Source organism: Treponema sp. B152, assembly GCF_024181665.1.
GTDB classification, from domain to species: Bacteria; Spirochaetota; Spirochaetia; order Treponematales; family Treponemataceae; genus Treponema_B; species Treponema_B denticola.
The window spans coordinates 214,844-235,810 of sequence record NZ_CP058668.1 but is presented as its reverse complement, the minus strand read 5'-3'; the positions used below and the strand labels follow the sequence as shown (position 1 = coordinate 235,810).

The following is a 20,967-nucleotide window of genomic DNA, read 5'->3' as shown; positions in this document are numbered from 1 at the left end:
TATTGTAACACAAGTTTATGAATATTAAAAGGGCTAGACTTTTTTGGTATAATATGGTAGTCTTCCACTATTGTGCGGCCTTATTTTACTTCCAAATATCATATTAGGTATTTTCTATGGAAATTATAAATAGCAGGTATAAAATTACCGGTAAAATAAACAATACAATATCTCATGTACAGGAATTTTCGGCTGTAGATTTATGGTCAAAGAATACTAAGATTAACTTAAAAGTTGTATCTTCTTTAGACCTATCAAAAGAAGAACTTGCTTTTTTTAAAGATAACTTTATCACCATAAACAGTATTGACAATTATTTTCATCTTAAAAATTACGGTTTTGCCAGGTTATTTCTGACTTACCCTTCTTTGCCTCCTTCAAGTCCTGATGAAATTTTATATATTTTTACTAGCGAGCATATTGAAAACACAACGCCTGTTTTGGAATTCGTAAAAGAGTGTTCAATGGAGGATATTCTTAAGATAATAGTATCCGTTTGCCAAAGTCTTGTTTATGTTAGTAATAGAGGGTTCGAGTACGATATATTTACACATGATAATGTAATGATAGTCAAAAAAAAAGATGGGTTTCAAGTAAGAATAAAGGATATTATATCGGCAAAACTTGAGAACAATTCCTCACTACGAGTTAAGGAAGCTGAAGACTATACGGGAACCAGTGAAAATATCGAGACTGTAATTCTTTTTATAATTACGCTTCTTACGGGACAAGAAATTCACACAAGTTTATCATCGGCTATTACAAAATTAAAATTAGCTTATAAAAATTTAAATAAAAATGATGCCGATATTTTTAATATATTATATGAAATAGCAAAAAAACAAATTCAGTATAAAAACAAAAATGAAAAAATTAAAATACACACCATAATTCAGGATATAAATAAAGAGCTCGGCCGGAATTATCCTGTAGATGTCATTCCTCCACTTAACAGCATAACCTTCAGGCCTAAATTGGTAGGAAAGCAAAATGAAATAAACATGGTATCCCAATCAAGAAAAGAAATAAGTTCAGGAAAAGCAAAAAAAACAATTTTTCTTGTCAAAGGCAATCAGGGAACAGGAAAAACAAGGTTTTTAAAAGAAGCTGAATACATATTAGCCTTAGAAGAAACAAATATATACTCGAATTATAAGCTTAAAAATTCCAGCCCGGATTATTTTTGGGAAGATTTTTTAGAGAAGATTTTTTTGGATTTCTATTTCCTTCATGACACAGCAGAAAGAGAAAAACTTATAAAAAATATAAAACAAATCAGAAATCAGCGCCCCATTAATAATGGACAGAAAGAATATGAGAATATAAAATTTAAAGTTTTCAATGAAGCTAAAAGGTTATTTTTTAAAACCATTGGGCAGCTTCCGGCTTTTATTATCTTAGATGATTTGGAATTTGCAGACGATTTTATGCTTGATATGATTCTATATTTAGTAAGCGAAGTTACCGGAACCGAACGTCTCGGCATAATTTTATCATATGATGAAACCGTTGTTCCTTTTTCACAGAAGTTTAAAAACTTTTTAGACATATTAAATAGGCACGAAAAATCTCAAATTTTTGAGATGAATTATTTTTCTGAGAAAGAAACTACAGAAATTCTAAAAAATGTTTTAGTTTTAAAATATCCTCCGGTAAACTTTGGTCATATTTTATATAAATATACCGCAGGAAGCCAGTCCTTTATAATGGAAATGATAAAAGAATTTGTAAATGAGGGGACGATATACAAAAATGCTAGTACAGGTGCATGGCTTTTCTCTGAAAAAGTATACACTGATGAATTTCAAAAAAGGACCCCAAAATCAATCCAAGAAACATTAACAAATCAATTAGATAATCTTTCATCATCCGAAAAAAAATTATACCTTGAAACCTCCTTATTTCAAGATGTATTCAAGATAGACTATCTGTACAAACTTTCACCCCTGCTTCCAAAACAAATAGATGAAATTATAAAAACACTTATAAAAAAAGATTTGATTACCGTTATCCAATCGGGAGACATACAGGAGTACACGATTACAAATAAGGTCATGCGTGATATTTTATATGACCTTTTGGAACCTAAACATAAAATGCTGCAACATAAAAGAATAGCCGCCATTTTAAAAAAAGAATCAAGTACCGATATGAGTGAACTTGTTTGGCACTTGAACAAATCCGGCAATAAAAAGGCGGCTTTGAATTGTTACCTCGATGTAATAAAGCAAAATATAAAAACAAAAAATATAGATGTTGTATTAAAAATATATGAAAAAATTCCCCCTCTTATGACCGATCAAAATATTATAAGTAGATTTAAAATATATTTAAAAATGTTTGAACTGTATAATCAGATGGGCTTAAAAGATAAAGAAATTAAAATAAAGTTAAGCCTTGATGAATATTTACCGAGAATAAAGAATGTGGAACTCTTATCTTATTATTATAATCTAATGGTAAGATATGAATACTTTTATTTAAATGATAGCGAAATTCTTATATATATAAAAAAATTAACTGACCTTTATGAAAAATCATCCAGCGATATCATAAATATCAGGCTAGAACATGCAAAATGCTTGTACTATAATACAAAACAGCAGAATACGGATTTTAACGAATCCATACATAAAATACTGGAAATCACAAAAAATAATCCGGAATATATGGCTTATAGGGCCGACGCTTATATATTTTTAGGCTATCTTTATTACAAAGATTTGGATAAAAAAACGGCCTTAAAATATTTTCAGAAATCAAAAAAACTTGCATCCCTATCCTGCAACATTGGAACTGAAATTCTTGCAATGTATAATATTGCTTTAATATATTGGGAAATACATCCGAATATCGAAAAAGGCATGTCATACACAAAAAATGTTATAAACTTGGCAAAAAAACAAGGCTTTTTATCGATTGGAGTTATTTCAACAATTAACTATGCAAGAATGCTTACCCAAATTCAAAGTAATTATGAAGCCTATGAATATGCAAAAGAAGCAGAGACTAAAATATTTACATATAATGTGCAAATATTCAAATTTACATGTATAATAACACTTATGGAAATTACACAGAACTTATATAGATATAAAGAGTTTTGTAAATATAGAAAAAGATATGTAAAACTGATGCATGAAAATAAAATAAAATATGTGTATGAAAATAACTTTATATTTTATGTCTTGATTGCAAGAATGTATCAGGAATTCGGATACTATAGTAAAGCAATAGCATATTTAAAAAAAAGTATAAAAATAAAAAAATACCAACCCGACAGAAAAATATTTATGATATATTTTATACTTGAAGCCCTAAGAATCATTAAAAAAGACAAAAACGATATTAATAAGTTGGTAAAACTCTTTAATTCATATATAAATCCCAAACAAAATAAAGAATCAATTAAAAAAAAGTTGACTAAAAATTTATTTGACACCGTTATTACAATGCTTATAAAGCGTCCCGATATTGATTTTACACCCTTAATAATACAGGTAATTAAATTCGATTCACCGGAATTATATGATTTTCAAATTTCGGGTATGAATTATTTAAAAACTTATTTTAATAAGGCTGAATTAGAAAAAAATTTACAGGCAAATCTTCGTCTTATGAGTCCTAAAAATATTATAGATACAGCTTTATTTATTAATATGGCATTAGCCGATTATTATTATACAGCCAGAATCCAAAATTTAGCCATTGTATATTATTTGGAAGCTCAAGATAAAATAGCAGCTATAATAAAAAACACACCCGAAAAATATAAAGTAAACCTATTTAATAATTGGAACTTAAGCCGCCCCTTCGATATAGTTTCCGATTTTATAAACGGAAAAACTATAACAAAAGGAAAAAAGTATAACAGAAACATCGAAAAGGCCGAATTGGATGAAATATTAAAACTAAAACATATAGATATAATAAAAAAAGATAAAAAATTTAAAAAAGAATTGGTAGATACCTATCTCAAAAATAAAGGCTATGAGCATACCACATCAGTTGAAATTATTAATAATTTTACTGACAATTATAAACAAAATATAGCCGGCGTAATGGAATTTTTAGCTTTAAATGTAATCGCCTCATCTTATGAATTTCTAGATATAAGTAAATCCGATGAACCACGTTTTGTTTTACATCATAAAACTGATAGTCATGATTTAAAGAAGATATTTGATGCTATAGTGAAATTCGGGCATCAAAATATAACAAAAATAGAAAAGATTTTACATAAGCCTTGCATGATAATCCCGATTAATAAACGGAATTCCGGTGCTAATGGTTATAAAGTCTTAGGTTTTATGATCTTTATATCCGAAAAACTCATAAATAATTTTTCATATGAGGGAAGAATTTTTTGTAAAAAACATTCTAATCTTTTTACAATGATTATCGAAGACAAAAACTTTCAACAATCATCCGCTTATGATGCACTAACCGGTGCCTATACAAGAAAGCACTTCGATATTTTTTTTAAAAATATTATCAAAAATGTATATAATTCTAATTCAAAATTTTCTCTTATTTTATATGACTTGGATAAATTTAAAAATATAAATGATACCTATGGACATATTGTAGGCGATATAGTCCTTAAAAAAGTAACACAAACGATTTTAGAATCCTTAAATCAAGGCCAGATATTGGGGAGGTACGGCGGTGAAGAATTCACTGTTATCATACCCGAAAGCGACTCACAAAAGGCCTTTAAAGCAGCCGAGCATTTTAGAAAAAAAATAGAAAGATTGATTTTTACCGAGTTTGAAAAAACCATTACAATAAGCCTAGGAGTTGCCGTATTCCCTGAGCATGGAGGATCAGCCTCAGAGCTGCTTACGAGTGCGGATCAAGCTTTATATCATTCCAAGAATACAGGCAGGAACAAAACCACCGTATGGAATCCCTCTATAATTAATAAGAGAGAAAGTAACATAAATCAGACAGGTGTTGTTATAGCAGATGAAGCTTCTTTTATTGAAAACGTAACTACTACAATAGAACTGGGTGATATATTAAAGCTTAATATACCTAAAAATGAGTTGATAAAAACCTTGCTGGTAGAAATAGTCAAATTCTTTGAAGCTGAGAGCGGTGCAATTATTCTTAGATCTATACGGAAAAAATCGAATATATTTTCCTTTAAGATTAATACCAAAATAGGATTTGAAACTTATCCGATTAATGAGCAACTGGTTTATACAATCGCTGAAGAAGGCTCAGGTATTTTCCAAGTAGATTGGGACTCAATCGTAAAAAGAAACAGCATAACCAATATGCCGGAATGGAATTCCGTAATGGCGGTTCCCATGATAAAAAGCGAAAAAATCATAGGAGTAATTTACTTGGCAGCTCCTGAAAAACACGCTAAATTTAATTTAAGCAAATTTAATTTTTTAAAATTTTTAGCGGATATAATATCTGCAAATATATAAGGGATGACCTAAATGGAAATATTAAATAATCGATATAGAATTATTAGAGAGCTCCCGCTAGAATTGAAAAATAATACAGGTTTTGTTGTCCATGATTTAGGCTCCGATAACAGAGAACAACTTGAATTAAGACTGATATATGCTTCAGATTTAGATGAAGATTTTATGCAATTTATCAGAAAAAAATTTATCCTTATAAAGCAACTAAAAGAAACAGCTCATATAAAAAATTATGATTTTACACGATTAATAAGTATAGATGGCAAAGTAGTAAATGAAGAAATATACCTATATACAATTGAATATATAGAAAAAAAAGAACCCATATTGGATTTTCTACTTGATGCTGCAATACAAGATATTTTTGAGCTATTTGCAGCAATACTCAAAGAATTAAACTATTTAATAACATATGGAATAGTATATAACAACTTTGATTTAAGTAATATTTATGTAATAAAAGATAAAGACAGAGTTATTTTAAAGGCAAAAGATATTGTTACCGAAAAAAAACAATATTCGGATCAAATAACTTTTTTACCGAATTCAGAGATTCGTACATTTACTTATAATTATGATATTTTAAAAACAATCATTCTATCACTACTTTTAAAAAAGAACATAATAAAGAATCATGAAAAATATTTTCAGGAGCTGCAGCAGGTAAAAAATCATCAATTAAATAATAAAAATGAAAAACATCTTTATTCATGTTTTTTTAAGATATATGACGAAATTAATACACGAAAAGCAAAAAAACAGGCTTATCCCTTTTATGAAATTATATCGGATATTAATTACAACATCAATACAAGTTATAATATTTCAACTCCAATATGTATCGGAAAAAGTTGCCAATTTTCTATCAACCGTGAAAAAGAAAAAAAAGAAATCTTATCCATATTTAAACAAATAAGCCCGTCCAAGCTCAAAAATAAGAATGTATTGATAACAGGTGCATTCGGAGTAGGAAAGACATCTTTCTTATATGAATTATATTTTTTAATGTTGCTTGAAAAAAACGATATTTATTATATTCCTAACCTCGGTGATATGGATGATGTCAAATTTATTCTTTATCTTATGAAAAGCCTATTTTTAAAGAACTCATTGATTCAAAAAAATTATGAAAAAGAATTAAATACAATTTTTGATACTTTAAAATTCGAAATAGAAGTAAACGAAGATATAACAAAAATAAATGCACTTAAATATAAACTTATAAATATAATAACGAAATTAATAATAGAAAATGCATCATCTCAATCAATAGTTTTTATTATTGATGATATTCACTTAATAAACGAATTTATAGCAAAAACAATATTGTACATAGCAATAGAAAATTCAGATAAAAGAAACGTAGTGCTGATACAGTCACTAAATGAAAGCTTAATTAATAATAATTATCATGCAAAAAGTTTTATTAAAACACTATCGAATCAATCACCTATAAAAAAAATAAACCTTCAAAACTTATCTGAAGCAGAAACCGAAAGTCTAATACGAAACATACTAAATCTAAAAAACGTCCCTGAACTATTATTAAAAAAAATATATTTAAATACATTAGGCAATCCTTTGTTTATTAATGAAACTTTAAAAGAGCTTACGATATCCGGTGAATTAAAAAAGGATACGCGAACCGAACTATGTAAGCTCTCTGTAAATTTATCTAGTCCTTCCATTCCTATACCTATATCTGCAAACATACAGCAAGTCATAAGGCGGCAAGTAAAAAGCCTCGATAAAAATGAATTACTTTTTTTAAAAGACTTATGTATCTTTAAATTCAGTTTTAAAATAAAAACTTTGCCGGAAATTTTAAATGTAACCGAGAAAACCGTTCAAAAATCGATACCCAAGTTTTTAGCTCAAAACATAATAAAAAAAACTTCAAAAACGTATACCGACGAGTATATGATTGTAAATAAAATTTTACAAAAAACTTTATATGATGAACTCGATTATCCACGCCGAATAGAAATACATAAAAAAATCGTACAAAAGATGCAAAAGCTAAGGGTATTCAATATTTATGAATTTATATGGCATGCAGAAAAGGCCGAATTATTTGAAGACGCGGTAAATTATTGTATAAAATACAAAGATAAAATAAAGAAAGAATGTAGTCACATAGCCTATATAGATATTTTTGAAAAAATATACACGTTTATCTCAAATGATAACAACGATAAAAAATTGGATATACTTATCATTCTTGCCGAGTCATATCTGGAAAATGATAATTTAATAAAATGTCAAAAAAAAATAGAGCTAGCAGAAAAAGTAATAACAAAACCGAATACAAACAAAATATCTGTAGCCAAACTCTACATAATAAAAACAATTCAAGAAATTCAATTAAAATCTAATCCCGAAAAAATTGTCAAATCGTTAGCCTTAGCCGAAAAATCTACCGCTGAAGCAAATAATACTTATACGCAATTATTTTTTGATAGAGCGCGGATCGCATTTTTACAATACAAAAAAAACTATACCAAAGCCATAGAGGAAGCAAAAAAAACGATATTAAAATGCGGTAATTTAAAAGAATTTAAATTAATAAAAACAAAAGTGCTATTGGCTCTGGCAAATAATCAGTTTTATTTGAATCAATATAAAGAAGCGGAAAAAACTTATTTAGCAACTCTTAAAACTGTAAAAGAAGTAGGCGATACCAATATTGAGGACATAATCTTCAATAATTTAGCTATTATCCGAGAACAAATATACAGGGACTTTGATGCAGCAATATCATATTATACAAAAATTTTAAAAAATAATAATATATCGGGGAATCCGCTTTCACAAACACTAGCTTTACTTAATCTAGGTATTACCTATTCACATTTTTATGATTATGAAACAGCCTATAGTATTTGTAATCAAGCAATAAAAAAAATAATACAAAATTCTTATAATGACAAAATATTTTTTGCTTATAGCTTTATGTATCACATTTTATTGTCTATGTGCATGTACGATAAAATGGCAGAAATTGAAATTAAAATAGAAAAAATATTAAAAAATAAAAATATAGTAAAGGATTCTTACGAAATAAATATTTTTAATCAAACAAAAGCTATTTTTTATTATGCAATGGGAAATTTTGAAGGCGCAAATAAAATTCAAGATAAAAATACCGACAGTCAAGATGAAATCGAAGATGTTGAATCCATCTTTCCATCATTATGTATTAACCTGAATAAAATTGCACAAGGTAAAGAAAATTCAACAAAAAAACTGGAGGATGACCTCAGTAAAATAATTTCCAATCCAAAATTTTTGAATAACATATATATCATTTTTTATGAGCTGATTTATTATTTACGAAAAATTATCATTTTCAGGTATGACATTGATTTTAGAAAAATAATCAAAATGGTACTCGATATAAAGTGTAACAGTGATTATCCGTTAATAAAAGCATCTCTTTTATTTTTAGAGGCCTATATAGACCCTCAAAATGCAGAAAAAAAGCTCATAGAAGCATTATCTTTAATTGAAAACAAGTATACCTTGGACCTAAGTATAGATATAAACATAAAACTCGGATTAATCTATCTTAATAATAATATTAACGTAGCAATGATTAATTTTGTTGAAGCTCAAAAACTAATAGATATTTTCATAAAAAAACTGCCCCTAAAATTCAGAAAGATTTATTTTAATGCACATCACTACGGATTACCATCATTAATAATATGTGATTATATCAATAAAGATATGAAACCCGATTATAAAAACCTTATTGATGCATTATCCTATGAACAAACAAAAAGACTTTTATCAAAAAATAACATTGAAAAACTAAAAAATAATCCGGCTTTTATATTAAATATTATAGCACAAACAAAACAATCCGGAGTATTTAAAAATAAATCGATTGATAATATAATAGAAAAATTTACAGATGATTTTTTACAAAATATAAAAATTCTTTTAAATTTTACAGCTTTAAATCTTCTTGCAAATTCGGCTGATGTATTTATAACTACAAATGACGGTAAAATAAAATCTTTATTTAATTTCGGTAAAAATAAAGCTATCGAAGAAATTGCACAATTGATAGAATTATCTACATATAAAACGGCAAATGTCAAAACAGATGACGAAATTTCATCACATCTTGTTATCCCAATAAATTGTCATTATAATAAACAAACAGGAAATACGGTAACCGGTTATTTAGTTTTTGTATCAAACAAAGAGATAAATAACTTCGGTAATTTTGGAATACGTTTCTGCCTAAACATTGAAAATATATTTTCATTTTTAATAGAAAGTTATAAGGTACAACAGGAAGCAGCTACAGATAAACTGACATCGGCACTCACAAAAAAATACACTGAAGATGCATTGAGTGATCTTTTAACGGCTTCCAAAATAAAGAATAGTATTTTTGCTATACTGATGTATGATCTGGATAAATTTAAAAAAATAAACGATACTTTCGGGCACCAGATAGGCGATACGGTCTTAAGAGCTGTAGCTGGTACCGTATTGAATATATTAAAAAAAGGACAGATATTAGGACGTGTGGGCGGAGAAGAATTTATAGTTCTTTTACCCGATACCGAAAAAAAACAAGCACTTATAATCGCAGAAAAGATCAGAAAGCAGGTAGAAGCATTGCATTTTGATGACCCGGCTACTAAGATAACCATCAGTATAGGTATAGCTGTCTTCCCAAAACACGGCAGTACGGAAAAAGACCTATTGTCAAAAGTAGACCAGGCATTATATGCTGCAAAAAATAGAGGCAGAAATCAAACAGCTGTATGGACAGAAAACCTTGAGCCCGGTAAAAAAAAGGTCGATAGACTAGCCGGAATATTAACCGGAAACTCTCTAAACGACACAAAAAACATTCTAAGCTTTATCGACACGGCTTCACTCATACGGCGTTCCATATCAAAAGTAAAAAAGCTTGAGATCTGCCTAGAAAAAATAATCGATGCTACCGGTGCAGACTCAGGAATTTTCGTCTATCCAATTGAAGGAAAAATATCCAAAAATATATTTAAATATGAGCCTACTCCAAAACCGGAATTTCCTGTAAATAAAAATTTTGTAGCCGAGGTCATGTCCGAAAAAAAAGAACTATGCAAAATAGACTGGGAAAACATTTCGGGAAAAAGCGCTATAACCGGAATTCCCAACTGGAATTCAACTATTCTTGTCCCGGTCATCCTAAAGGGAAAAATAAAAGCCGTAATTTATCTTGTAGTTGAAATCAGAAAAAAAGAATTTGGAATTGAAGATCTTAACTTGGCAAATATATTCGCAGGTCTAATAGCACCTTTCTTTTAAGTCGGGCAGGGGGGATTTGAACCCCCGACTTCTTGGTCCCGAACCAAGCGCGCTACCCCTGCGCTACTGCCCGTAAATAGGTAGCCATAAAAACAAAAAGCTCACCACTAAAGGCGGTGAGCTTTTTCGGGAGCGACGGGGCTCGAACCCGCGATCTCCGGCGTGACAGGCCAGCGCGATAAACCAGCTTCGCTACGCCCCCATAAGGTTTAGCCATTCTATCAAAAATAAAAAAAAATGTCAATAGTTTTTACGAAAAATATTGCAAAAATATCGTTTTTAGAGTATAGTTTTATTTGTAAATATAATTTAACATATGAGGAAAAATATGAATAATGTAAAATCTTTTTCGGCACATACCGACTGTACAACAGTGCTGGTAGGCAAAAAAGCCAGCATCGACGGCTCAATTCTCATTGCAAGAAATGAGGATTTTCACTTGGCAATAAGCCCCAAAATATTTGTTTTAGAAAAGGCGGTAAACGAAGCAAACCGCATTTATAAATCTAAAAACACAGGCGTGGAAATTCCCCTCCCTGCAAAAGCATACCGCTACACCTCCGTTCCGCAAGCCTATCCGAATGATAAGGAAAACCAAGGCGTTTACGGCGAAGCGGGAATCAACGAAAAAAACGTAGCCTTGAGCTCTACCGAAAGCGTCTACGGAAACGCTAAGGTACTTGCATATGACCCGTTGGTAAAAAACGGAATTGCAGAAGATGCAATCAACGACATCGTTCTCCCATTTATAAACTCTGCAAGGGAAGGCGTAAGCTATTTGGGAAAACTCATCGAAAAATACGGTTCTGCAGAGGGTAACGGTATTTTGTTTGCCGACCTCGATGAGATTTGGTATATGGAAATTCCCTGCGGACATCATTGGGTTGCCGTAAGAATTCCCGATGACTGCTATGCCGTAGCTCCAAATCAGGTTTCAATCGAAAAAATCGATTTTAAAAAGCCTGATTATTATATGTGGTCAAAGGGTATCAAGGAATTTGTAAATGAGCATAAGCTGAATCCTGACAGGGATGGTTTTAACTTTAGACATATCTTTGGAACATCAAGCGAAAAAGACAGGGTTTACAACACTCCCAGAGCTTGGTTTGCTCAAAAATATCTTAATCCCGAAATAGTGCAATCTCCGGTATCCAACAATATTCCTTTTATCCAAAAAGCAACCCGCCTTATCTCGGTTGAAGATGTCGAATACATACTAAGCTCTCACTATAATGAAACGGAATTTGATCCTATCGGCATAGGCAATAGTGAATTTAATAAAACACGCTTTAGAGGTATTTCGCTTTCACGTACAGCCGAATCCCATATTTTACAATTAAGACCCAAATCTCCAAAAGGGCTTGAAGGAATACAGTGGCTGGCACTCGGGACAACAGCATTTGTTCCGTATATTCCGTTTTTTACAAATGTTTTGGATACTCCGACGGCCTATAAAAGAATGACCCGTATGGTTTCTACCGATAATGCTTACTGGTTATTTAAGCTAATCGGCCATTTTGTCGAAGCCCATTACTCCGCATTTAAGGATGATAATAATGCCTATCTTATCGAAATGCAAAGTTACGGAAGATCCAGAGTAAAAGAGATTACCGACGCAGCGGCTAAAATACCTGCAAAATCTTTAAGCGAATTTTTAACTGAAGAAAACCGCAAAACAGCAGAGCATGTATTAAAAAGAACAAAAGAATATCTTTCCGATTTGATGTTGGAATCGTTTAAGTATTCAAAACTTTCATTTACAATGGATAAAAACCTTTAAAGGATGTCAAACCGTAAAATTAAAGCCCCAAGAATTTTCTTGGGGCTTTTGTTCTTTTGACTTATTCTCTAATTAGAACATTTAACTTGGATATTGAAGAACCTGTTTGAGATTCTACCTCTCTGGTTTTTACAATAGCCTGATCCAAGGTATTAATACTGTTCAGCATCTCTGAAATTTCAGAATTAACTTGCTCCGTTGCATCTAGAAGATTCTTAAAACTGTTTGAAATATCCGAACGCGTTCGACTGATATTATCCTTCTCTTTTTGTACATTAGTAAACTCTTCTAAAAGAGTGTTCATAATCGAATCCATTTTCTCCGTTTGAGAGCTTACATCGGAAATAAAACCTGAAATATTAGCCAGAATATTTTGAAAATCAAAAACTTTTTGATTTATATCGTCAAAGCTTTTTTGAAGTACTCCGGAAGCCTCTGCCGACTGCCGAATGGTATTATTTATTCGGCTTAATATCTTGCCGGTAGAATCCGCCTCCGATGCGGAGCCTTCTGCAAGTTTTCTTATCTCATCGGCAACAACGGCAAACCCCTTACCCGCATCGCCCGCATGAGCCGCTTCTATAGCTGCATTCATTGCTAAAAGGTTGGTTTGTTCTGCCAAGGCTGTAATAAGCTGATTAGCTTCAAGAAGTACCTCGGAGCTTTGGTAGATATTTCCTATAATTGCAGTAACTTTTGCCAAATTATCCTTGCCTGTTTTGCTGGCATCTGAAAGCAAAGCAAAACCTTCATTTATTGTCTTAAATTTATCGGATAAATCATTCGTTAAATTATTAAGCCCTTTTATTTGTAAAACAGTATTTTCTACAGCCCTTGATTGATTTTCAATTCCTTGCGAAATATTCTCCAAAAATAAATTAAGGCTGTCTGTAGCGGTTTGAGTTCCTCTTAATTCTCCATCTTGTACCGTAATTTCTTGTCTTACAGACTCGGCATATCCGGAAAGTTTTTTCATTGCATCTTCAGCTATGTCCATATTTTCCGCTAGAGTAACTTCATGTTGTTTTAGTTCACCGCTTGTATTTTTTATTTCATCAAATAACAAACCTTTTTGCTTATTCGAGGCAATGAGCATAGAGCTGAGTTCTTCAGCTTTTTTAGTTTCAAGATAATTTCTCCAAGCAAGACAAAAAGCTTGGGCGAACAAGAATCCCGAAAATCCGAAAGGCAAAAGGTTTCCTACATTAGAAAGCATCATACTGTAAAGAACATCGTTTATCGATGAAATGACTAAAAACAGAACACCGACAAAAATCGGAATACTCCCTACCCTCTTCCTGATTAAAAGTTTTATCACAAAATAAAAAGCATAAAAAACCTCTGCAAGAATGACTATTTGGTGATATGTAATCAATTTTCCGTAAATGTATGCAGGTGTAACTAAGATAAACAGAAAATAGGCAAGAGCTTCTATCGATATGATTTTATAGATAATACCGTTCGTATCATCTTTATAAAGAGATCTAAAATATGTGAATATAAAAAATCCTACAGAGGCAAAAGTAAAATAATCCAACTTTGTGATGAGCTCCCACGAGGCTGAAGGGAAGATATACTTGAATGCATATCCTAGCACAAGATTTCTAAGTACAACAACTAAAGTAAAAAATATAAAAAATAAAAGGCTTTTATTTTTAGGGTGAAAGATAAAAAGAGCCAAGTGATAAAAGATTATTGCAATACAGAAACCAAAAACAAAGATGTCTACAAAACGTTTATCTAAAATCGATTTCTCCATAGCCTCTTTAGTGCCTATACTGATCGGATGATAAATTCCTCCGCGTGAATGGGCAAAGTTTGAAACTTGAATTGCAATATAAATTTCGGTACGGCCATGAGGAATCTCATAGATAATATCATCCATACCGGTTTTTGAATTTTCTTTTGAAGAAGCAGGATTACCAGCCCTCATAACTTCCTCTCCGTCAACAAAAAAGGCCCAGGCCGAAACGGGGGATGCAGTTTTTAAGGTAAGCTTAGGAGCTTTTTGCGGCAATAAAATTTTAAATGTATAGGTTCCGCTTCCTAAATTTGAAAGCTTTGTTCCGTCTGAAAGAACAGCTTTGTTCCAGTCCATAGGACATTGAATAAATACTTCGGCTTTTTCAATATCCTCTTTTGAAAAAACGAGCTTATTATTGTAAAAGCCCGTTTCACCGTTTAATGTTAAAATCGGTGAAGACCTAAAATCGGTATTTCGTAGGTCTAAAATACCTCGTTTTATTTCTTCAGAAAAACATGATAAGCCTATCGATAAAAAAAGGCATAAAGCCGCAAAAAATTTTATCGGCTTTTTTTCTTTGTTTTTTAAATCTCTAAGAATTTTGTTCCTGTATTGCAGCAGGATTTTGCGCATTTTGAACTTCATTTTCTTCTCCCTCTTCACTTTCTGATATCAAATTCTTACATTCAACTATTTTTCCCATAAACACATCAGTTATGGTACGGATTTTTTCCGTTTCCTTAACCGTCTCCTCAACTTTATTTTCCGGTTGAGGCGGAATATATTCTTTTAAAATTAATTTAATTTTTTTTCCTGTAATTTCAGAAATAGAGTCGATAACCGTATCCTTTTGTTTTTGAATCAGCGTATAGTCAAACGAGCTGCGGGCAAAAAGTGTAAGACTGTCTTCTTTTAAAATCCAATCCTTACTTTGACCTACAGCAGAAGACAATATCCCGCTCTTTTCTAAAAGAGCTTCAATTAAAGGTTCTTTTAACTCCTCTACATTATTAAAAGCGTTCTCTACACTGCGGACAGTCTGAAGTACGGTTTCTTGTGCCTCATCTTTTTTTTCAAAAGATACATTATCTGAAGGCACATTATTTGAAACCGGCTGTTTCTCTTCATTTTTTTTTTCGGTAAACACGTCCAATTTATTGTCCCGTCTTAAAACGGCCTTAAATTGTTCGGTCAAACTGCCCGCATTGTCAAAAGGGCGCGGAGACTCCTTAGGCCGACTTTCCTCGCGATGCGGAAGAGGTCTTGCTGTTTCAACATCAGTCCTTCGGCTTGAAATAAGGCTCTTAGCTGCGTCAAAGGCGGTTTTTAAATCGGCAGGTGAGACATAATCGCCAAGCCAAGAAAGACGCGAAACGGCAAGCTCCAATTCATATCTTTGATCAATAGAAAACCTTAGGTCCTTAAAAAGTTGGAGCATTATACTTAGGGCTCTTTCTATTTGCACAGCCTCCCAGCCTTGCAGGATATCCTGCGGAAAGCGGTCGGCTCTTTGCCCGATAAGAGCTTCCTTTGTAATACCGTGCTTTACAAGTAAAAGGCTTCTAAAATAATCCGCACAATCCGAAACTACCTGCTCGACCGAGATTCCTCCCTGCAAAATTCCGTCCAAGATAGACAGGGCTTCTTGACCGTTTTTTGCAACACAGGCCGACACAAGCTTATTGATTGAATCGACGCCTGTAAGGCCGAGCTTTTCGTGTATCTTTTCAAAGGTTATATGCCCGTCCGAAAAAGCTGCGACTTGGTCAAAAAGAGTATAAGCATCTCTTACACTTCCGGTTGCCTCACGGGCAATCCAATAAAGAGCCTCATCATCTGCCTTTATACCCAGCTCTGCTGCGGCATCTGCCAAGGCCTGCTTTAGTATCTCTATCGATACGAGCTTAAAATTAAACTGCTGGCAGCGGCTTTTAATTGTCGCCGGAACCTTATGAATTTCAGTAGTCGCAAAAATAAACACAACATAAGGGGGCGGTTCCTCTATCGTCTTTAATAGGGCATTAAAGGCACTTGTCGAAAGCATGTGAACTTCGTCAATTATATAAATTTTATACCTGTTCGAATTCGGAGGAAATAAAATCTCATCTTTTATCTGTCTTACATCATTTACGCTCGTATTTGAAGCGCCGTCAATTTCGATTACATCCAAACACGAACCGGCCGTAATTTCTTCACAGGCAGTGCAATGGCCGCAAGGAGTAGGCCTAGGCCCCTCGGCACAGTTAAGCACCTTGGCTAAAATTCTGGCCGAGCTTGTCTTTCCGCATCCCCTCGGCCCCGAAAAAAGATAGGCATGGGCTATCTTACCTGCTTCAATTGATTTTTGCAATGTTGCGGCTACGAATTCCTGACCCAGCAAATCTTCAAAACGCTGAGGCCTCCTCCGTGTCGCTGTTACTTGATATTCCATATTCGGAAGTATAGCATAAATTCATTCAAAATTAAACTAGGCAATCCGTTCAATTTTCTATTAGATCTTACTTGAAAAAAAATATATTTTCTTTTAATATTTTGATATTCTTTTACAAAAAAACATACAATGATAGTAGAGGTGATAGTTATGAAAAATTTAAGAAAAATTTTGACTTTATCTATTTTTATATGTTTTTGTTTCATTTTGTGCGCCTGCACGGGATGTACAAATGTATTCCGCTTACAAAACATCGGAAAAGATGAGATTTCGATTGTAAGCTATAATGCACAGACCTTTTTTGATGCCGTAGAGGACGGCCGGGAATTCAAAGAATTCAAGGGTTCAAAGACAAAATGGTCTAAGGAAAAGTATGCCGAAAGGCTTTTCCGGCTAAAAGAGGCTGTTAATCTTTCATGTCTTGCCCTTGGTTTAGGGGAAAAGGCCATACCGGATATTCTTGTTTTACAGGAAATAGAAAGCCGTGCCGTTATAGATGATTTTTGTAAAATCCTCCCGATGAATAACTCATACAAATACGCAGTCTTTATTCCTCCCCAAAACGGAGGGGCCTTCAGCACTGCCCTGCTTTCAAAATTTCCTATAACCGAAACAAAGGTTTTTAATATATATTCAGGCAAAAGGTCATTGCGGCCCCTGATTGAAACCAGAATTCGGATAGGCAACTCTACGGGGGATAACGAACTGGTGCTGTTAAATGTTCATTGGAAGTCCAAGGTAGGAAACTCCGATACAGACTCCATTCGGAGGCAGCAGGAAGAACAGGCCTATAAAAGGCTAAAAGAATTAAAAGCATCAGAGCCTCAAACGCCCTTTATCATATGCGGCGACTTTAATCAGGCTCTGGAGGAATTTTCTCTTTTGTCCGAATTTGACAACTGCTGGAATATTGAAGCCTATCGGGCAGCAGCCCAAGAAGGAAGTCAACCCGCAGGAAGCTATTTTTACAAGGAAAGCTGGGAAGGAATCGATCATTTTTTCTATTCGGATAATTTAAGCGATGGAAAGAACTTCGATCTAAGCTTCTTTTGCGTAATTAACTTAAAACCGCTGACCGATACTTCCGGAAAACCCGATAAATATTCCGTTTATTCAGGAAAGGGCTATTCCGATCATTTACCTATAGGCATAATTCTCAAAAGGCAATAAAAAACCGTCCATATAAATGGACGGTTAAAAAATACCGGCGAAGGGACTTGAACCCTTACGGAGTCACCCCCAATAGATTTTGAGTCTATCGTGTATACCATTTCACCACGCCGGCTCATTGAAGGCTTATTCTATCATAAAAGTAAAACTTTGTAAAGCCCTTTTTTTAAGGCTTTTTTAAAGCGAATATTGAGTTTATAAACCGTAAAAGGCTGTTTATAAAAAAAGCCCGCTTACGCGGGCAAGCCCGATTCCGTACGAAGGAGGATTACGGAATCAAACTACACATATCCAACAAAGCTGGTAATCATAGGTTACATACTATCGTTAAATGTGTATTATTATTTATAAAAAGCTCTATAAGCTTTATAGGCCATATAAAGGTCGGCCTTACTCAAAATTTCAAATGGAGCATGCATCGAAAGAACAGGAACACCGCAGTCTACAACTTCGGCACCGTATTTTGCGATAATATAGGCAATTGTTCCGCCTCCGCCGGCATCTATTTTTCCGAGCTCAGCTGTCTGCCAGACAACCTTGTTATCATCAAAGATTTTTCTTACTCTTTGTAAGAATTCTGCATTGGCATCGTTTGAGCCGCCCTTGCCGCCCGAACCCGTATACTTATTGATACAGATACCGTTGCCTACATAGGCCGAATTCATCTTTTCAAAAACGGAGGGGAAGGCAGGGTCAAAACCTGCAGAAACATCGGCCGAAAGCATATATGAATTGGCAAATGCCCTTCTAACATCAATATCCCTATAGTTTTTGTTTAAGGCAGCTATTTCTGCAACCATATTTTCAAAATAGAGAGCCTGCATACCGGTATTTCCTACGGAACCGATTTCTTCCTTATCGGCAAAAAGAGCAACAGCAGTCCTTTTTGGAGCTTCTACTTCCAAAATAGCTTTTAAGCTTGTATAAGCACAAACCCTGTCATCATGGCCGTGACCGGCAATGAGGGAGCTGTCAAAGCCTACATTTCGAGCCTTTCCTGCCGGAACGACTTCCAGCTCTGCAACCCTAAAATCTTCCTCAATAATACCGTATTTTTCGTTAAGGATTTTTAAGATATTGTCCTTTACCGGATTTTTTGACTCTTCTTTTTTATCGTCTTTTTTTTCTTTCGAAGAAGGTTTTTGATTTCCTACAAGAATATTAAGCTGCTCGCCGGTTATTCCTTCAGACATTGTTTCCTGAAGCTGCTTTTTTGAAAGGTGTATCAAAAGGTCGTTAATAAAAAGAACAGGATCTTTTTCGTCTTCACCTATGCAAATATCAACTTTTTTCCCTTCTTTTGTAAAGATAACCCCATGAATAGCCAGAGGAATCGTAGTCCACTGATACTTTTTTACACCGCCGTAATAGTGAGTCTTTAAAAAAGCCATATTTGACTCTTCAAAAAGAGGCATTTGCTTTAAGTCGAGACGGGGGCTGTCTATGTGAGCTCCGATAATATTCATACCCTGAGTAATATCATCACCCAAAACCATCAAAACAACGGATTTTTCTTTATTGTTTAGATAAACCTTTGTTCCTTTTTTTGCCGAACCGCTTTTTACGACTTCTTCAAGAGACTTAAACCCATGCTTTTTAGCCTGTTTTATAATCTCTACAGTACATTCTCTTTCGGTTTTTCCATTGTCTAAAAAATCCAAATAACTATCTGAAAGCTTCCCTAACTCGGAAAGTTCAGCCTTAGTCAAATTTTCCCAAGCAGATTTCTGCTTATAAGATAAATCCATAACGCACCTCTTTGATTTTTACCGTCATTTACGGTTTTTATACCGTTTTAGTATATACCTTTTTTGAATTTTAGAAAAGCAGGCAAATTTTTATGAGTATTTTTATGATAAAAAAATAATAAATCTTGACATATTATATGAATTTATGTAGATTTGTACAAATCAAGGAGTATGATGATGAAAAAAACATGTATATTTTTAAGCTTTTTACTTATGGTGATTTTTTCGGTTTCATGTAATGCAAAATCTACAGAAAATATTATCAGAATGGACGGTTCCCGGCTGGAAGCAATTTTGAACGATGAAACGGAACGGGGAAAGTATCTTATAATCGATGTCCGTGAAGACTATGAATATAAGGCAGGCCATGTGCCTTACTCAATAAATATAAGCGTACAAGAAATAGAAAGCCGAATTTCGGAAATTTCCGATTGGAAAGAAAAGAATGTAATTGTTATATGCCGCAGCGGCAGAAGAAGCAGAGCCGCAGCCGAAATTTTAGTAAAGCACGGATTTAAAAAAATATTTGATGCCGACGGCGTAAGCAAATACAACTATAAATTGGAAAAATAACCCCCTGTAGGAATCTGTCGATTTTATAAAAAACTCATTAAAAGGGCTTGCCTAAAAAGCGATTATATGGCAATATAGCCCTTTAGGAGATATATCGTGTCAAACAAAATTAGAATTGAAGATGAAGAACAATTAATTTCTTCCTTAAAAGATCTTATCGAGGCGATCAAAACACAGGAAAGTCCTGAAGAATTAAACTTATATCGCCGAATCTTTAAAAAAGCAGTCCCGCTCACGATGCGGTCTTATGTTGCCGCCTACCTTATTAAGCAAGCGGGAATCGGAGGCAGCCGCATTTATAAAAAAGACAATAGAAACGGCTTAGGAAAAGGTACCTTTAAACAAAACTCTGCAAGACCGTCAAGGCCTAAAGTCATATTGGCAGAAGAAGAGTCAACAAGTCTTTTTATCGGTGTAGGCCGAAAAAGAGGAATTTTCCCAAAAGATATTATAACATTGTTGATTCAAGGAGCCGGTATTTCACGTGAACATATCGGCGACATAAGAATTTTGGATAATTACTGCTTTGTTCAAGTTATGCAGGATGAAGCTGAAACTATTATCGAAAAACTCAACAACAGCTATTACCGAGGCAAGAATTTAACGGTTAGTCATTCAAGGAGACCGGAGGATGACAATTTTGAAGATTCCGAAACCTTTGAACATATAGAAAATTACGCAGAAGAAGAAAATAACCATAGTCAAACTGAAAACGAAGTATAAGTTTTTCAGACAGACTTCAGAAAAGCCCCTCTTAAAAAGAG

Annotated in this window: 9 protein-coding genes and 3 tRNA genes; 6 read left to right on the top strand and 6 right to left on the bottom strand. The window is 33.3% G+C overall.

The genetic code is table 11. The annotated features are described in order from the left end of the window. Positions 1 to 116: 116 nt before the first annotated feature. Positions 117 to 5,441: a diguanylate cyclase gene (locus HYB91_RS00950; RefSeq protein WP_002676044.1), complete on the top strand. Its 5,325-nt coding sequence runs from the start codon at positions 117 to 119 to the stop codon at positions 5,439 to 5,441. Positions 5,442 to 5,453: 12 nt separating this feature from the next. Next, a complete protein-coding gene (locus HYB91_RS00945) occupies positions 5,454 to 10,757 on the top strand; it encodes a diguanylate cyclase (RefSeq protein WP_002676045.1) in 5,304 nt (1,767 codons plus the stop codon). Between the two features lies 1 nt (position 10,758). On the opposite strand, the gene HYB91_RS00940 is transcribed toward HYB91_RS00945, so the two are convergent. Next, a tRNA-Pro gene (locus tag HYB91_RS00940) sits at positions 10,759 to 10,830 on the bottom strand. A 54-nt stretch (positions 10,831 to 10,884) separates the two neighbouring features. Further along, positions 10,885 to 10,959, bottom strand: a tRNA-Asp gene (locus tag HYB91_RS00935). Between the two features lie 126 nt (positions 10,960 to 11,085). Here HYB91_RS00935 and HYB91_RS00930 point away from each other — a divergent pair. Next, on the top strand, positions 11,086 to 12,537 hold the full coding sequence (locus tag HYB91_RS00930) for a C69 family dipeptidase (RefSeq protein ID WP_002676046.1): 1,452 nt from the start codon (positions 11,086 to 11,088) through the stop codon (positions 12,535 to 12,537). Between the two features lie 61 nt (positions 12,538 to 12,598). Here HYB91_RS00930 and HYB91_RS00925 read toward each other — a convergent pair whose 3' ends face one another. Together HYB91_RS00925 and dnaX are read right to left on the bottom strand one after the other, a co-directional pair. Continuing rightward, entirely contained in the window at positions 12,599 to 14,926 is a 2,328-nt protein-coding gene (locus HYB91_RS00925; RefSeq protein WP_002676047.1) for a methyl-accepting chemotaxis protein, read from the bottom strand. Next, positions 14,874 to 16,712 (bottom strand): DNA polymerase III subunit gamma/tau, encoded by a 1,839-nt coding sequence (dnaX, locus tag HYB91_RS00920; protein WP_002676049.1) that lies wholly within the window; start codon positions 16,710 to 16,712, stop codon positions 14,874 to 14,876. The genes HYB91_RS00925 and dnaX overlap by 53 nt, the downstream gene beginning before the upstream one ends. Positions 16,713 to 16,862: 150 nt before the next feature. Here dnaX and HYB91_RS00915 point away from each other — a divergent pair, with 150 nt between their 5' ends. After that, positions 16,863 to 17,882 (top strand): endonuclease/exonuclease/phosphatase family protein, encoded by a 1,020-nt coding sequence (locus HYB91_RS00915; protein WP_002676052.1) that lies wholly within the window; start codon positions 16,863 to 16,865, stop codon positions 17,880 to 17,882. Between the two features lie 32 nt (positions 17,883 to 17,914). Here the strand turns inward: HYB91_RS00915 and HYB91_RS00910 are convergent. Beyond that, a tRNA-Leu gene (locus tag HYB91_RS00910) sits at positions 17,915 to 17,997 on the bottom strand. Positions 17,998 to 18,223: 226 nt separating this feature from the next. Then, entirely contained in the window at positions 18,224 to 19,630 is a 1,407-nt protein-coding gene (locus HYB91_RS00905) for an aminopeptidase (protein WP_002676053.1), read from the bottom strand. 177 nt (positions 19,631 to 19,807) lie between these two features. Between HYB91_RS00905 and HYB91_RS00900 the strand changes: the two genes are divergently transcribed. After that, the gene (locus tag HYB91_RS00900) at positions 19,808 to 20,203 is read left to right on the top strand and encodes a rhodanese-like domain-containing protein (RefSeq protein ID WP_002676054.1); all 396 of its coding nucleotides are present in this window, start codon (positions 19,808 to 19,810) and stop codon (positions 20,201 to 20,203) included. Between the two features lie 96 nt (positions 20,204 to 20,299). After that, the gene (locus HYB91_RS00895; RefSeq protein ID WP_002676055.1) at positions 20,300 to 20,926 is read left to right on the top strand and encodes a DbpA RNA binding domain-containing protein; all 627 of its coding nucleotides are present in this window, start codon (positions 20,300 to 20,302) and stop codon (positions 20,924 to 20,926) included. Positions 20,927 to 20,967: the final 41 nt, after the last annotated feature.

Coding starts and splice junctions, on each gene's coding strand:
- HYB91_RS00950 (WP_002676044.1), top strand. CDS start 117: ATGGAAATTATAAATAGCAGGTATAAAATTACCGGTAAAATAAACAAT.
- HYB91_RS00945 (WP_002676045.1), top strand. CDS start 5,454: ATGGAAATATTAAATAATCGATATAGAATTATTAGAGAGCTCCCGCTA.
- HYB91_RS00930 (WP_002676046.1), top strand. CDS start 11,086: ATGAATAATGTAAAATCTTTTTCGGCACATACCGACTGTACAACAGTG.
- HYB91_RS00925 (WP_002676047.1), bottom strand. CDS start 14,926: ATGAAGTTCAAAATGCGCAAAATCCTGCTGCAATACAGGAACAAAATT.
- dnaX (WP_002676049.1), bottom strand. CDS start 16,712: ATGGAATATCAAGTAACAGCGACACGGAGGAGGCCTCAGCGTTTTGAA.
- HYB91_RS00915 (WP_002676052.1), top strand. CDS start 16,863: ATGAAAAATTTAAGAAAAATTTTGACTTTATCTATTTTTATATGTTTT.
- HYB91_RS00905 (WP_002676053.1), bottom strand. CDS start 19,630: ATGGATTTATCTTATAAGCAGAAATCTGCTTGGGAAAATTTGACTAAG.
- HYB91_RS00900 (WP_002676054.1), top strand. CDS start 19,808: ATGAAAAAAACATGTATATTTTTAAGCTTTTTACTTATGGTGATTTTT.